Annotated in this window: 15 protein-coding genes; 9 read left to right on the top strand and 6 right to left on the bottom strand. The window is 71.6% G+C overall.

From position 1 onward, the window contains the following. The first annotated feature begins 210 nt into the window (after positions 1 to 210). Complete coding sequence (locus PCA76_RS24125) at positions 211 to 402, top strand: hypothetical protein (protein ID WP_272612727.1); 192 nt, start codon at positions 211 to 213, stop codon at positions 400 to 402. Positions 403 to 536: 134 nt separating this feature from the next. Next, positions 537 to 1,226 carry a lysophospholipid acyltransferase family protein gene (locus PCA76_RS24120; RefSeq protein WP_272612726.1) on the top strand — a complete coding sequence of 230 codons (690 nt, stop codon included), beginning with the start codon at positions 537 to 539 and terminating at the stop codon, positions 1,224 to 1,226. 34 nt (positions 1,227 to 1,260) lie between these two features. Here PCA76_RS24120 and PCA76_RS24115 read toward each other — a convergent pair whose 3' ends face one another. Next, the gene (locus PCA76_RS24115) at positions 1,261 to 4,815 is read right to left on the bottom strand and encodes an ATP-binding protein (protein WP_272612725.1); all 3,555 of its coding nucleotides are present in this window, start codon (positions 4,813 to 4,815) and stop codon (positions 1,261 to 1,263) included. Between the two features lie 55 nt (positions 4,816 to 4,870). On the opposite strand from PCA76_RS24115, the gene PCA76_RS24110 reads away from it, so the two are divergent. Further along, the gene (locus tag PCA76_RS24110; protein ID WP_272612724.1) at positions 4,871 to 5,128 is read left to right on the top strand and encodes a hypothetical protein; all 258 of its coding nucleotides are present in this window, start codon (positions 4,871 to 4,873) and stop codon (positions 5,126 to 5,128) included. A gap of 56 nt (positions 5,129 to 5,184) precedes the next feature. Here the strand turns inward: PCA76_RS24110 and PCA76_RS24105 are convergent, their stop codons facing one another. Both PCA76_RS24105 and PCA76_RS24100 read right to left on the bottom strand, forming a co-directional pair. Next, the gene (locus tag PCA76_RS24105; RefSeq protein WP_272612723.1) at positions 5,185 to 6,405 is read right to left on the bottom strand and encodes an MFS transporter; all 1,221 of its coding nucleotides are present in this window, start codon (positions 6,403 to 6,405) and stop codon (positions 5,185 to 5,187) included. A gap of 520 nt (positions 6,406 to 6,925) precedes the next feature. Next, positions 6,926 to 7,618, bottom strand: a complete 693-nt coding sequence (locus PCA76_RS24100; RefSeq protein WP_030337710.1) for a Crp/Fnr family transcriptional regulator — start codon at positions 7,616 to 7,618, stop codon at positions 6,926 to 6,928. Between the two features lie 296 nt (positions 7,619 to 7,914). Here PCA76_RS24100 and PCA76_RS24095 point away from each other — a divergent pair, with 296 nt between their 5' ends. The 5 genes from PCA76_RS24095 to PCA76_RS24075 all read left to right on the top strand — a co-directional run bounded on the left by PCA76_RS24095 (position 7,915) and on the right by PCA76_RS24075 (position 11,580). Continuing rightward, entirely contained in the window at positions 7,915 to 8,412 is a 498-nt protein-coding gene (locus tag PCA76_RS24095; protein WP_272619576.1) for a polyadenylate-specific 3'-exoribonuclease AS, read from the top strand. A 77-nt stretch (positions 8,413 to 8,489) separates the two neighbouring features. Then, entirely contained in the window at positions 8,490 to 8,993 is a 504-nt protein-coding gene (locus PCA76_RS24090) for a pyridoxamine 5'-phosphate oxidase family protein (RefSeq protein ID WP_272612722.1), read from the top strand. A 172-nt stretch (positions 8,994 to 9,165) separates the two neighbouring features. Beyond that, a complete protein-coding gene (locus PCA76_RS24085) occupies positions 9,166 to 10,194 on the top strand; it encodes a 6-phosphofructokinase (protein WP_088949424.1) in 1,029 nt (342 codons plus the stop codon). A 170-nt stretch (positions 10,195 to 10,364) separates the two neighbouring features. Then, positions 10,365 to 11,183 carry a pyrroline-5-carboxylate reductase gene (gene proC, locus PCA76_RS24080; RefSeq protein WP_272612721.1) on the top strand — a complete coding sequence of 273 codons (819 nt, stop codon included), beginning with the start codon at positions 10,365 to 10,367 and terminating at the stop codon, positions 11,181 to 11,183. Between the two features lie 46 nt (positions 11,184 to 11,229). Continuing rightward, complete coding sequence (locus tag PCA76_RS24075; RefSeq protein WP_036412622.1) at positions 11,230 to 11,580, top strand: DUF2203 domain-containing protein; 351 nt, start codon at positions 11,230 to 11,232, stop codon at positions 11,578 to 11,580. Positions 11,581 to 11,688: 108 nt separating this feature from the next. Here the strand turns inward: PCA76_RS24075 and PCA76_RS24070 are convergent, their stop codons facing one another. From PCA76_RS24070 to PCA76_RS24060, 3 genes are all read right to left on the bottom strand, one after another. Beyond that, positions 11,689 to 12,366, bottom strand: a complete 678-nt coding sequence (locus PCA76_RS24070; protein WP_272612720.1) for a class F sortase — start codon at positions 12,364 to 12,366, stop codon at positions 11,689 to 11,691. Then, complete coding sequence (locus PCA76_RS24065; RefSeq protein ID WP_272612719.1) at positions 12,336 to 13,205, bottom strand: DUF4397 domain-containing protein; 870 nt, start codon at positions 13,203 to 13,205, stop codon at positions 12,336 to 12,338. Before PCA76_RS24065 ends, PCA76_RS24070 begins: the two co-directional genes overlap by 31 nt. Before the next feature lie 208 nt (positions 13,206 to 13,413). After that, positions 13,414 to 14,088 carry an NADPH-dependent F420 reductase gene (locus PCA76_RS24060; protein ID WP_272612718.1) on the bottom strand — a complete coding sequence of 225 codons (675 nt, stop codon included), beginning with the start codon at positions 14,086 to 14,088 and terminating at the stop codon, positions 13,414 to 13,416. Positions 14,089 to 14,185: 97 nt separating this feature from the next. Between PCA76_RS24060 and PCA76_RS24055 the strand changes: the two genes are divergently transcribed. After that, positions 14,186 to 14,416 carry a hypothetical protein gene (locus tag PCA76_RS24055; protein WP_272612717.1) on the top strand — a complete coding sequence of 77 codons (231 nt, stop codon included), beginning with the start codon at positions 14,186 to 14,188 and terminating at the stop codon, positions 14,414 to 14,416. Positions 14,417 to 14,419 lie beyond the last annotated feature (3 nt).

Raw genomic sequence — 14,419 nt, 5'->3', positions numbered from 1 at the left:
CCCCGTGAATCGTGACACGTCCGGGCATGGTTCCGGGAGTGCGTTGTGTCGCGTCTTCCAAAGTCACGGCTGCCGCCGCAGGTCGCGGCGGGGCTTCTTTGTCCGTTCTTGCGCGACAAGTGCGATGTCGATGATCGTTGGCAGCTGGGCGACTCGCCACGCCGAGCACAGCCCTGCTGAACTGCCACCGATCGACAGGGAGGGGCAGGCGTGGCTGCTGGTGATTATGAGGAATTGGATCTCCACGACCGGATCCTCGGCTATCTGCTGCTGGGTGGCGGCGCCGTGCTCCTCGTCGCCGCCCGGGTGCTGCGCACGCCCACGCGAAGGCGGGAGGAGCGGCTGTACCGCGAGTACCTACAGTGGAAGAAGGGGCTGGGCGAGTACGCGCTGTGGTGGTGAGTGCGGGCGCCGGTCGATGCGTCAGCTCCCGAGCTTCGTCCGTTGTGGTGAGAGTCCGCGCTTCGTAGGCTCGTCGACGACGACGGCGTTCCCGGGCTGGCGCTGTCGCGGGCACACTTTGGGAAAGGACGCCGGTGCTCTACTGGCTGTTGAAGTACGTCATCCTCGGTCCGCTGCTCAAGCTGATCTTCCGTCCACAGGTGGAGGGCCTGCACAACGTGCCGGCGACCGGTCCGGTGATCCTGGCCAGCAACCACCTCTCCTTCTCCGACTCGATCTTCACACCCTTGATCACCGCCCGGAAGGTCACCTTCGTGGCCAAGGCTGAATACTTCACCGGCAAGGGCATCAAGGGCTGGCTGACCAGGATGTTCTTCGTCGGCACCGGCACGATCCCGGTGGACCGCTCCGGTGGGCAGGCCGCCCGCGCCGCCCTGGACACCCAGTTGCAGGTGCTGCGCGCCGGGGGAGTCGCCGGCATCTACCCCGAGGGCACCCGGTCGCCGGACGGGCGGCTCTACCGGGGCAAGACCGGGGTGGCCCGGCTCGCCCTGGAGAGCGGCGCGGTCGTGGTGCCGGTGGCGATGCTCAACGCCGACGAGATCCAGCCGCCGGGCAAGCTCATCCCCAAGATCGACCGGGTGAGGATCCGGTTCGGCCCGCCACTGGACTTCTCCCGCTACGCCGGGCTGGCCGGCGACCGGTTCGTCGAGCGCGCGGTCACCGACGAAATCATGTACGAGTTGATGGAGCTCTCCGGCCGGGAGTACGTCGACATCTACGCGCAGAAGCTCAAGATCCAACCCGCTCCCGTCGCTGCCTGACCCCGTCCCACCCCGGGGCACCACGAGCCCAAGATCAGGGCAGGTGGAGCAGGGTGGGGGCATGGTGGCGGGTGGCGAAATCGTGCAGGCGGGCGCGCGCCGCCGCGGCGGCGGGTGGGTCGGTCTCGGCCAGCGGGCCGACCGCCAGAGCCATCGTGATGATCTCGTCGGTCACATCGGTCATCCGGGCGTAGCTCGCCGCCGCCGACCGCAGCAAGCCCGCGGCGGTACGCGCGTCCCCGGCGTGCCGGGCCAACGTGGCGTCGGCGACCTGGCAGGCGGCATGGGCCCACCGGGTCACCCGGGGCGCCCGGTCGAGCATCTCCCGGACCAGCCGGGCCGCGTCGGTGCCGAGTACCCCGGCGACGTGCCCGACAGCCGGCACCCACTCCGCGAACGGGATCATCCTGGTCCGTCGCCAGTCCTCGTCCAATTCGGTCAGCAGCGCCATCGCCTCGTCCCGGCGGCCCTGCACCGCCCGGCAGAGCGCGGCGTGCGCCAGGGTGGAACGCAGCACCCGGTGGAATCCGCTGCGGCGGGCCGCGACTAGCGCCCGCTCGACCAGATCCCCACCCGCCCCGCCCGGACCCGCTGCCCCGCCCGGCTCGGCGCCGGCCAGCCCGCGCATCCAGCCGGAGACCGCCACGATGTGCAGGTCCCACTCCGCCGTCGGTCGACGGGTCGACTCCGCCGCCATCGCCAGTGCGGCCGTCCAGTCGCCCGCGTAGTACGCCCGCGCCCACTGGTCGGCGAAGCTGGTGGCCAGGCTGTGCTCGCCGCCCAGGTCGAGGGTGAGCTGCTCGTCGACCAACCGGGCAGAGCCGGCCAGGTCGCCCTCCTCCTGCAACGCCCAGGCCAGGTTCTGCACCGCCCGACGCCGACTGGTCAGACGCTCCACCCGGCAGTGCTCGGTCACCTCGGCCAGCTCCGGGTACGCCGAGGCGGAGCCGGCCAGATAGCGCGCGACCGCCAGAGTGATCCGCGCGTTGGCCTGGACCTCCCGCAGCTGAAGCCGCTCGGCGAGGGTCGCCGCGGCCCGGGCCGCCGCGCACGCCGGGTCGGTCTCCGCGTTCAGCATGTGCACCCGCGCCAGTTCCAGCAGGGCACCCGCCTTCTCCTGGCTGTCCGGTAGCTCGCTGTAGATGCCGATCGCCTGGTCCAGGCAGTGCAGGGTCGCCGACCGGTCGGCTCGACTCCACGCGGCGGTCGCGAGCAGCGTCCAGGCGCGCGCCGCACCCGTCCGGTCGCCGCCCGCGGTGAGTCGCTCGGTCAGCCCGGTCAGAGTCTCTGTGCCCCCAGCCACCAGGAACGCGTCACCGTCGCGGTAGAACGCCAGCTCGGCGTCGAACAACTCCAGCGCAGGGTCCGGTCCGACGTCCAGGGCCAGCGCCCGGCCGACCAGCGCGGCGGCGGTGTCCAGCGCGTGCAGCTCGTACGCCCGGCGGGCCGCCCGGTGCAGCGCGGCCCGCGCCGCCGGGGCGTAGGGGGCGGTGTCCAGCCCGACGGTCCGGGCGATCTCGTGTGCCGCCCAGCGGTGGTTGGCCAGCACCTCGGCCAGGTCGTGCTGTCGGCCGTCGGCGAGCTGCGCCATCCAGTCGGCGGTGCGCTGGTGGCGCAGCACCCGTTCGGCCCTGGGCAGCCGCTGGTAGCAGACATCCCGCACCAGGATGTGCCGGAACCGGTACTCGGACTGGCCGGGCATCGTCGACGTGCTCTGCTCGTACACCAGGTCGCGACGTTGCAGGCGGTCCAGCGCACGCTCCACCCACTCCACCGGCCGCCCCAACGCCATCGCCACCGGCGCGGCCCAGAACACCACCCCGACCACGGCGGCGGCCTGGAGCACCGCCCGGTCGGCCGGGTCCAGCAGGTCGAGCCGGTTGGCGATGACCGCCTGCACGGTGCGGGGCATCTCCGCGCCACCGTCGAGGTCGGGGCGGGCGGCCGAACCGACCGCGTCGAGCAGGCCGCCGTCCAGCAGCATCCGGGCGTACTCCTGGGCGTAGAGCGGGTTGCCGTCGGCGAACTCGATCAGCGGGGTACGCGAGCTGGAGGGCAGCGTCGCCTGCCCGAGGAGCAGGGAGTAGAGCGTGTCGATGTCGGTGTCGTGCATCGGCGGCACCGAGATGGACATCGCACCGCTGATCGTGCCGGTCCACGCCGGGTGCCGTTCCCGCAGCTCCGGCCGGGCGGTCGCGACGACCAGCAGCGGTACGCCGCGCGCCGTCGCGCCCAACTGCTCGACGAAGGCGAGCATCGCCTGGTCCGCCCAGTGCATGTCCTCGAAGGCCAGCACGGTCGGACCGGTGCCAGCCACGGCGAGCAGGAACCGCCGCCAGGCGGCCTCGGTCTCGCCGGGGGTGAGTCGCTCGCCGGGTACGCCGATCAGCGGCCCGAGCGCCTCGGCCAGTCGGATCGCGTGCGGATCGGCGAGCTGCCCCAGCCGGGCCCGCAGCCGTTCGCGCAGGGCGGCCGGGTCGTCGACCTCCGGCACGCCCACCCAGGTTTTCACGATGTCCGCCAACGCGGCCCAGGTGACGTTCTCCCCGAATGGCGGGCACTGCCCGACGAGCCAGGTGATCGGTGGTCCCGGCAGGCTGCTGGCGTGCCGTGCCAGCTCGCGCAGCAGCCGACTCTTGCCCTGACCGGCCGGGCCGAACACCGTCACCAACTGGGAGGTCCGCTCGGTCACCATCCGGTGCAGCGCGTTGACCAGCAGGCCGCGTTCGTGCTCGCGGTCCACCATCGGAGTCAGCTCGGAGGCACTCGGATCCCGGTGCGGCCGGACCTGAACGGCCAGCCAGATCCGGCTCACCGCAGATCGGCCGCGCAGCGTGACGGTTGGTTGGTCGGCGTACTCCATCTCGTGCCGGGTGGCCGACCAGGTGCTCTCGTCGACGACGACACCACCCGGCGGGGCGAACGCCTGCAACCGGGACGCCGTGTTGACCACGTCTCCGGTGACGAAGGCCTGACCGCCGTCACGGGTGGCCGAGAGGTCGACCAGGGCCTCGCCGGTCGCGATGCCGACCCGGAAGCCGAGCGGTGGCTGCGGGCCGGTGGGCTGGCGGGCCAGGCTGCGTTGCAGCTCCAAGCCGGCGCGAACACACCGCAGCGCATCGTTGTCGGTGGCGACCGGCGCGCCGAACAGCGCCATCACCGCGTCGCCGATGTACTTCTCGACCACCCCGCCGTACTGGTGCACGATCCGTCGCACCGTGCCGAAGTAGGTCTGTTGCAGACCGTGGGCCTGTTCCGGGTCGGCCCGCTCCGCGTACCGGGTGAAGTCGACGATGTCGATGAAGAGCACGCTGACCTGGCGCCGGTCCTCCTGCACCACGACGACGTGGTCGCGCAGCGGTTGACCGCAGCTGGTGCAGAAGTTGACCTCGGTGCTGTTGGCGTGCCCGCAGTGCGCGCAGTTGACCGCGAGCGGCTGGCCACACCCGCCGCAGAAGCGGTCGTCCGGCCCGGCCGCGCGTGCGCAGTGTCCACACCTGAGGTCGATGTTCAGCTCCGTGGGCGAGAGAGGACAGTATCGCGTCCGGTTGGCCAGTCGGGTACCCGACGTGCGGACGGGCGACGTCATCGATCGGTCGGGGTTAGTGTTCCGTACCAGGAAGTTTCATGTCAGGGAGAGTGCCGTGCAGGTGCGACTGTCCGCCTCGTGGACCGATCCGGGTGGCACGCTGTGGGCTCCGGGCGACACGATCGACGTCGATGCGGTCACTCTCGCCGAGCTGGAGGAGCAGGGCATGGTGGAAGAGCCTGAAGGCCAGTCGGGCGGGTCGGGGGAGACCACGACCACCTCGTCGGGCACGTCCTCGGCTGGTAAGCCGACCGACCCGAAGAAGATCGGTCCGGGGCCGGGCGCGCCGCCGGCCGACACCACGGACAACTGATCGGCCGGGTGCGGTCGGCGGGCCTGTTGGTCCGCCGGCCGCACCCTTTTGGCACCTCATCCGTTGGCCGGCGCCAACCGACCCCGCGTCGGCAGCCGTAGCCCCAGGGCCCTGGTGAGCAGAGGTGCGATGAGGCCCAGGGTGGCCAGGACGCCCAACCCCGAGATGACCAGCACCCACCGTGGTCCGACCGCCGCCAGCAGCGGTGCGCCGACGGCGTAGGCCATTGCCTCCGCCCCGTACGGGAACATGTAGACGGTGCCGAACACCACGCCCAACCGGTCGGCGGGCACGTTCTGCTGGAGGAGGGTGTCGGCGGCCACGTTGTGCCAGCCCGCACCGACACCGGCCACCGCCTGACCGGCTATCACGAGCGCGATCACCGGGCTGAGGCCGGTGACCAGCGTTCCGGCGCCCAGCGCGAGCAACGCGCCGTAGAGGACCAGGTCCATTCGGATGCGGACGCCGGTTCGGGCGAGGCACATCGGTCCGAGCACCATGCCGACGCCGTAGGCCGTGGCCAGGAGACCGATCGTCACCTCGCTCGCGCCCAGTTCGGAGCGTCCGAGGGGGACGATCGCGAGATTGTCCAGCGCGGCGAACGTCACCATCATCAGGAAACCGACCGAGATGGCGCGGACGACGCCGTGCCCTCGGACCACCCGGAGGCCGTCGCGCAGCACGTGGTGGAGTGGCTCGGACCGGCGCTTGACCCCGGTTGCCGACAGTGTGCGGACCCCGCTGATCAGCAACGCGGAGAGTACGAAGGTCGCCGCGTCGACGAGCAGCGTGGTGGTCAGCCCGAGGGTGGCCAGTAGTAGGCCGCCGATCGCCGGCCCGGCCGCGATCCCGATGTTGACGCCGGTCGCGAGCTGTGCGTTCGCCGCCGGCAGGTGCTCGCGTTCGACCAGGCGGGGCAGCAGACTGCGACCGGCCGGGGTGAACGCGGTGGCGGCCGTGGTGGCTGCGGCGATCAGCGCCAGTAGTACAGGCAGGGGTGGCGCGAGCAGCGCAACGGCGAGGTAGGTCAACGCCTGGGCGGTGTCGCAGCCGACCATGAGCCGGCGTTGGTCGAACCGGTCGGCCAAGGCACCGAGCAACGGTCCGAGCAGCCGGGGCACCGTCGACGCCAGGAGCAGCAGGGCAACCGCGCCGCCGCCGTGCCGGTCGTAGACGGCGATCAGCAGCGCCGTCCGGGCCAGCTGGTCGCCGGCGTACGACACCAGGCGCGCGGACCAGTACCGACGAAAGCCGACATTGCTGCGGAGTAGTGACATGACTGGTGGCTCCTCACTGCTGCTGATATGTCGGCAGGGGCCCTGAGATGCGAACGGGCGCGGCAACCTTGTCAGCGCGGCAGGAGGGCGAACAACCACCCTTCAGCCAGTGATTCATGTCGATTTGTCCCATTTTGTACCACTGCTTCGCGCCGTAGCGTCCTCGGCAGACAGGCACCGCACATCGACCAGGGAGGCGACATGGAAACCACGACCACGACCACGACCACGAGCGGCTGGGCAGGGCCGGGCTTCTGGGCGGGACCCGGCTTCTGGGCGGGACCGGGTTTCTGGGCGGGACCGGGTTTCTGGGCCGGCCCCGGCTATCAGCCGGGCGCGAGCCGCTGAATCGGCCCGACCCGCTGAGCCCGACGCGCTGACCCGCGAAAACGGTTACGCCGGCTGCCTTCGGTAGCCGGCGCAGCCGTGCGTGCGGTCGTGGGGGACGGGTCGGCCGGCAAGTCCGGGCACCCGCGGCGCGTGCCGCGTTGGCGGCGGACCCGGGACGGGTCGGGATTGGTCAGCGGTCGTTCATGCCGGCGCGGCGGCGCAGCGCGGCCACGTCGGTCACCACGATCCGACGCCCCTCGGTACGCAGCCAGCCACGGCTGGCGAACGAGCCGATCGCCTGGTTGACGCTCTGCCGGGAACCACCGGCCATCTCGGCCAGTTGACTCTGGTTGAGCTCGATCGTGATCATCGGTGCCTGGCTCTCGCCCGCCAACCGGACCAGCGTCTTGGCGACCCGACCGGGCAGGTCGAGGAAGACGTGGTCGGCGTTCTGCTCGGTCAGCCGGCGGATCAGCCCGCCCAGCGAGCGCATCACCGCGTCCAGGATGCGAGGGTTGGAGTGCACCAGCTCCATGAACGCGCCCCGGGAGAGTGCGAGCGCCGCGCAGTCCTCGATGGCCTCCGCGGAGGCGGACCGGGTGGACGCGTCGAGCAGGGAGACCTCGCCGAGCACGTCCGGTGGACGGATTACCGACAGCACGGCCCGTTCGCCGGTGGGTGCGGTGCGAAAGACGGCCACCGCGCCGCGGCGCAGCACGATCAGCGACTCGCCCGGGTCGTTCTCCACGAAGAGCAACTGACCCTTGCGGTAGGTGCGCGGGACGGCTGCGGCGATGACCCGCTGCCGCACCTCAGGCTCCAACCCGGCGAACATCTCGACACCCGTGAGCGCGTCACCCGGCTCCGGCAGGCGAACCTCCACGGCCCAACCCCTCCCCGGTCATGGACCACAAACTCGCTCACCGGGCGAACCTGATGGGCCCCGACAAGGTGAACTGACACCGATTCGGCGTCCGGTAGCGGTACACATCAGATCATGACGGTCCGGTCGCTTGCTGTACACCCCTCGAAGCACTTCCGTGACCGTCGCGAGCTGCGGCGTACCGTTCTGCGGGTGTCCGTCCCGGTCGGCGTGCGGGTCATCGCTGGCCCGGGCCGGTGCCGTCCCGCCGGCCCCCGCCGGTCACCGCCGCGCGGCGGTGGGCGAGGATGGGCGGAATGGTCTACCGCTACTTCTACGACTGCGAGTTCATCGAGGACGGCACCACCGTCGACCTCGTCTCGATCGGTGTCGTCGACGAGTACGGCCGCGAGTTCTACGCGGTCTCCACCGAGTTCGACGATTCCCGCGCCGTGCCCTGGGTCCGTCGCAACGTGCTGGACAAGCTGCCCTCCCCGGCGGACCGGGCCTGGCGGTCGCGCGAGCGCATCCGCGACGACCTGTTCGACTTCCTGGTCGAGCCGATCCGCGACCGGCCGGGCGAGCAACTGGAGCTGTGGGCATGGTTCGCCGCGTACGACCATGTGGTGCTCGCCCAGCTCTGGGGTGCGATGCCGGCGCTGCCCCGGGAGATTCCCCGCTACACCAAGGAGCTGCGGCAGCTCTGGGACGACCGTGGTCGGCCGACCTTGCCCGACGCGGACGCGGCCCGGCACGACGCACTGGTCGACGCGCGGCACAATCTGGCCCGGTGGCGGGCGATGACGAGCCGCTGAATGCGGTCGCACCGTCGTAGGTTTGACCGGTTCTGTCCCGGGCATCGGTTCGACCAGCCGAGCCGAGGGAGAGTGCCATGAGCAACCAGCCGACCAGCGCCGACGAGGCCCGCGCCCGGGTCACCGAACTGGCCCGGGCCGCGCGGATCTGCATGCTCACCACGATCGCTTTGGACGGGCGGCAGGTGAGCCGGCCGATGGGGCTCCAGGAGGCCGAGTTCGACGGCGAGTTGTGGTTCTTCGCCTCCGCCGACTCGGCCAAGGTCCGCCAGCTCCGGGTCAACCCGGAGGTCAACGTCGCCTTCTCCGACCAGAAGCACAATGCCTGGGTGTCGATCTCCGGCACCGCCACCGAGGGCTTCGATCGAGCCCGGGCCGAGCGGCTGTGGAGCCCGTTGCTCAAGGCGTGGTTCCCTGACGGGCTGGACACCCCCAGCCTCACGCTGATCAAGGTGCACGCCAGTTCCGCCGAGTACTGGGACTCGGCGAGCAGCGCCATGGTCAACCTGCTCGGCTTCGCGAAGGCCGCGGTCACGGGACACCCGCCGAAGGCCGGCGAGAACCGCGAGGTGACCTTCTGAGCAGCGGTCATCGGGCGGGTAGCCCCGGGGCGCGCTGTCGTCGCACAGGCAGGCCGACTACAGTGCGCAGTGACGGCCCGCCCCGGGCCGGCAACGGCGCCGATGGTCTGACCTGACACATATCCTGGGGCAAATCGGGCTTTACCTGATGCTCCAGGAGGATGAGCGGATCATGCGTATCGGCGTGCTCACCGGCGGCGGCGACTGCCCAGGTCTCAATGCGGTCATCCGGGCGGTGGTCCGCAAGGGCGTCGCCACTTACGGTCACGAGTTCGTGGGCTTCCGGGACGGCTGGAAGGGCCCGCTGGAGGGTCTCTCCCGGCCCCTGGACATCGCCGACGTCCGCGGCATCCTGCCCCGCGGCGGCACCATCCTCGGCTCGTCCCGGACCAACCCGTTCAAGATCGAAAACGGCGTCGAGCGGATCAAGGACAACCTCGCCGCACAGGGCGTGGACGCGCTGATCGCGATCGGCGGCGAGGACACCCTCGGCGTGGCCACCAAGCTCTACGAGCTGGGTGTGCACGTGGTCGGCGTGCCGAAGACGATCGACAACGACCTCGGTGCCACCGACTACACCTTCGGCTTCGACACCGCGGTCAACATCGCGATGGAGGCCATCGACCGCCTGCACACCACCGCGGAGAGCCACCACCGCACCCTGGTCGTCGAGGTGATGGGCCGGCACGCCGGTTGGATCGCCCTGCACGCCGGCCTGGCCGGCGGCGCCAACGTGATCCTGCTGCCCGAGCGGCAGTTCGACGTCGAGCAGGTGGCCGGCTACGTCGAGAAGCGCTTCCAGCACCAGTACGCCCCGATCGTGGTGGTCGCCGAGGGCGCCCAGCCGCTGGACGGCCAGATGGTCCTCGCCAATCAGGAGCTGGACTCGTTCGGCCACGTCCGCCTCGGCGGCATCGGCCAGTGGCTCGCCGAGCAGCTGGAGGCCAAGACCGGCAAGGAGGCCCGCACCGTGGTGCTGGGCCACATCCAGCGCGGTGGCACCCCGACCGCCTTCGACCGGGTGCTCGCCACCCGCCTGGGCCTGCAGGCCATCGACGCGGTCAACGACGGCGACTGGGGCAAGATGGTCGCGATGCAGAGCACCGACATCGTCCGGGTGCCCCTCGCGGAGGCCACCCGCGAGCTGAAGACCGTACCGCTGGAGCGGTACGCCGAGGCCGAAGTCTTCTTCGGCAGCTGACCGACGGTCGCCGGCGCGGCGCCGCGCCGCGCGCCGCGCCGGCCCCGCGGGCCCGCCGCGCCGCGCCGCGCCGCCCACCGCCCGTCGATCTAGGGCATATCGCTGTTTCGGGAGATCAACTAACGACGATCCGCCCTAGATCGGCGGGGTGAGGGAGGGGTGCGGGCGACATGGCAGCTGGGGTGCACACCGTTGCGGTGATCGGCGCGGGCAAGATTGGTGAGCTGATGCTCTCCGGGCTGCTGCGCTCGGGATGGCCGGTGGACCGACTGCTGGCCACCGCCCGCCGGCCAGCCCGCGCCGAGGAGTTGACCGCCCGCTACGGCGTACGGGTGGTCGACAACCTGACGGCGGTGGACGAGGCGGCGGTGCTCGCGGTCTCCGTGAAGCCGCAGGACGCCGCCGCGCTGCTCGACGAGATCGGCCCCAAGGTGCCGGCCGACAAGCTCGTCATTTCGCTCTGCGCCGGTCTGCCCACCAGTTTCTTCAGCCGCCGGCTGCCCGATGGCACCCCGGTGGTCCGGGTGATGACCAATACCCCGGCGCTGGTCGACGAGGCGATGACCGCGATCTCGGCAGGCGCGTACGCCACCGGGGCGCACCTCGCGTTGGCCGAGGAGATGTTCAAGCCCCTCGGTCAGACGATCCGGGTGCCCGAGTCACAACAGGACGCGGTCACCGCGCTCTCCGGCTCCGGTCCGGCCTACTTCTACCTGCTGGTCGAGGCCATGATCGACGCGGGGATCCTGCTCGGGCTACCCCGGCAGGTGGCACACGAGCTGATCGTGCAGACCGCGATCGGTTCGGCGGTGATGCTGCGCGATTCCGGCGAGCACCCGGTCAAGCTGCGCGAGGCGGTCACCTCGCCGGCCGGCACCACCATCTCCGCGATCCGTGAGCTGGAGAAGCACGGCGTACGGGCGGCGATGCTCGCCGCACTGGAGGCTGCCCGGGATCGCGCCCGCGAGCTGGCGGCCCAGGCCGACTGAGCGTTCGGGGCGCTTCGCGGGGCCGTGCGTGCCGCATACTGGCCCGGTGTTCACACTCGCCCAGGCCCGGCACCTGGTGGCCACCCTGCAGCCGCGTGTCGACGAGCTGATCCGGGTCCGGGCCGACCTGGCCGAGCTGCGCGCCGACCTGGCCGACCACGGCGTGAGCGCGCTCGGCGGGCTGGCTGAGGTAAAGGCGCTGGAGGCCCGGCTGCATGCCGTCGTCGACGAGCTGCACCAGCACGACATCCAGGTCAAGGGCATCGCCCCGGTGCTGCTCGACTTCCCCGGCGAGCGGGCCGGCCGCGCCGTGCTCTGGTGCTGGCTGGAGGGCGACTCCGATGTGCGCTGGTACCACCGGGCCGAGTGCGGCTTCGCCGGCCGCCGCCCGCTCTGACGCCGATGCTGGCGTCGGTCGTGAGGCTAACCCGATGATCCACTCGCGATCCCGGAAACCGGTGCATGCGGCGAGCCGGACACCCCGACTTCCTTGAACCCGAGGTGATCAGCCCGCGGCCTCGGTCACCGCGAAAACCACCACGTTGTCCCGGTAGTGCCCGCTCCGCCGGTCGAAGTCGCCGCCGCAGGTGACCAGGCGCAGCTCCGCGCCGGGCGTCGGCCCGTAGACCACGGCTGTCGGGAACTGATCCTTGCGGGTACGCAGCGACCCGGTCACCCGGAACGACAACCGCTGTCCGCCGCGCCACACCTCGACCCGGTCGCCGGGCCGCAGCTCACCGAGCCGGGCGAAGACCGCCGGACCGCGCCGCGAATCCAGGTGCCCGGCGAGCACGGCCGGGCCGGTGTCGCCGGGGGCCGGGCCACCGCCGTACCAGCCAGCCGTGTCGAAGTCGGTCGGCGGGATCAGCGCACCGGCGCGGTCCAGGCCCAGCACCGTGAGCGTGGAGTCGAGGCCGATGCGCGGTACGCGTACCCGAGTGGGTGGTCCCTGTGGCGCGGGCGCGGCGGCCGTCGACGGGCAGTCGTCGGCGCAGCCGGGGTGCCAGCTCGCCGCCGGCGGCGCGGCACCGGTGGTGGCGAGCCCGACCCCGGTGCCGGCGGCCAGGCAGACCGCCGCGCCTGCCGCGACCAGCGCGACCAGCGGCACCCGGCGGTCGCGGTGCCGCCGGATCGACGGGTCGGGCCCGGTGTTCACCAGGTGGTGCGCCGCCGTCGGCGCCACAACAGCAGGGTGACCGCGACGGCCGCCGCGGCCAAACCGCCGGCCATCAGGGGGTACGCGCCGAGCCCGGCCCTCGCGGTGCCGCCAGCGCCGGTGTCCACCCCGCCGACGGGGACGACGGTGCCGCCCTCGGCGTCGCGGCGCAGTTCGGCGGTGAGCCCGCCCTGCTTCGCGTCGAGCACCAGCAGTGAGTAGACCGCGCCGCCGCTGAGCCGCACCTCGGCGTCGGTGCTCGGCCCGCCGGCACCCGTCAACCGGAGCCGCCAGCTGCCCGGCTCGACCTCCTGGTATTCGGTCGTCGTCGCGAACTGCACGCCGTCGGCGATCATCGGGCCGTCGGCGGCGGCCACGTCGAGCACGGGGGTACGCACGGATGCCTGCACGACACGCACCTTGGCGCGGCCCTGCGTGGGCGTGCTGAGGTCATCGTTGAGCACCCGCAGCCCCAGGTCTGCGTACCGGCCGACACCGGCCACCGTGTACGCCTCGCCGCTGGTCACCGCGACCTCGGTGGTGAGCACCGGGGGATCGCTGGCGGGAGCGCCGGCCTCGCGCATCGCCACCGCGTATCGGCCGGGTGCCAGTTCCAGGTAGTCCGAGACCACGCCGTAGCCGACCCCGGGGAAGACCCTCGGCTTCGCGGCGCCCGGCGCGGCCAGATAGACGTCGACGGCCGGGGTGTCCGGGGAGAGGTGGGCGAGCCGGACGTATCCGACGGTGCCCGCGCCGGTCGCGGCACTGGCCGGAACCGGGGCGCCGGCGGCGGCGAGGGCGGTGGTGAGCAGGAGCGCGCCGGAGCCGGCCAGCAGCCGGCGGGGCGCGGTACGGAGCGTGTGCATGTCGCCTCCGGAAGCACTTTCGGTGAGCGGGCGGCAACCCAGAGAACAGGGTCCCGTGTACGGGACTGCGGCGCAAGTTGCCGAGGCGATGTTTTTCCCGCCGCTCCGCTGCTGTCGCCGCCCGCCCTCACCCCGTCCGAGGACGAAATCGCCGCCGCCCTCCGCGCGAGCGCCCGGTAGGCGATCGCAGGGAGGGCAGCGGCGTTGCTCAGCGGGTCGCGGCGGCCAGGGCGGCGCGTACCTTCTCGGCGTCGCCCTGGGCCGGGTGCTCCCAGTTGGTCGGGTCGGAGGAGTAGAGCGTGCCGTACGCCGGGGTGTCCGGCTGGTAGCGCCACCCCTCGGCCAGCGACCCGACGTCGACCGCGTCGTAGCCGATCCGGTCCAGGAAGGCCGTCACCTCGGCCTTCGCGGCGGCGTCGTCGCCCGCGATCGCGAGGGCGCTGCGGTCGGCCGCGCCGGACGGCCGGGGGAGCGCGGCCAGGTGCTTGAAGTAGATGTTGTTGAAGACCTTGACCACCCGGGCGCCCGGCAGGTGCCGCTGGAGCAGTTCGCTGCTGGTGGTCTCGTTGGAGTCCAACTCGGGGAAGGTCCCGTCACGCTGCGGGTAGTAGTTGTTGGTGTCGATGACGACCTTGCCGGCCAGTGGCTCCACGGGCACCGCGCGGTACGCCTTCAACGGCACGGTGACCACCACCAGATCGCCGACCGCCGCCGCGTCCTGTGCCGTGCCGGCGCTGGCGTGCTCGCCCAACTCGTCGACGAGGTCCTTCAGCGTCTCCGGGCCGCGCGAGTTGCTCAGCACCACGTCGTAGCCGGCGTCCACCGCCAGTCGGGCCAACGCGCTGCCGATGTTGCCACTGCCGATCAGTCCCACAGTTGTCATGTTCGTTCCCAACTCCGTCCATCCGCGACGAATTCCCGACCGACGTGGTGGGTTATTCCGGTTGCCGGGGCGCTGGCCGTGAACGAGGACCGGTGCCGTGCGCTGCCGCACCGAGGATCTCGCGGCCTTCGTCGCGGGCGCCGACACCTGGCTGTGCCGCGAGCCGGTCCTGCACAACGTACTGCGCACGCTGGTCGTCGACCGGCTCTCCAGCGACGTGCCACTCTCCGGTGAGGAGCGGTTCGTCCGGGTGGTCGACGATCATGTTGACGCGTTGATCAAGAGGTTTGCGTCTGGAGCGGGCCTTCGGCTGACGCAAACCTCTTGATCA

The sequence above is a fragment of the Micromonospora sp. LH3U1 genome (genome assembly GCF_028475105.1).
GTDB lineage: Bacteria > Actinomycetota > Actinomycetes > Mycobacteriales > Micromonosporaceae > Micromonospora.
This window is presented reverse-complemented; position numbering and strand designations above follow the sequence as displayed.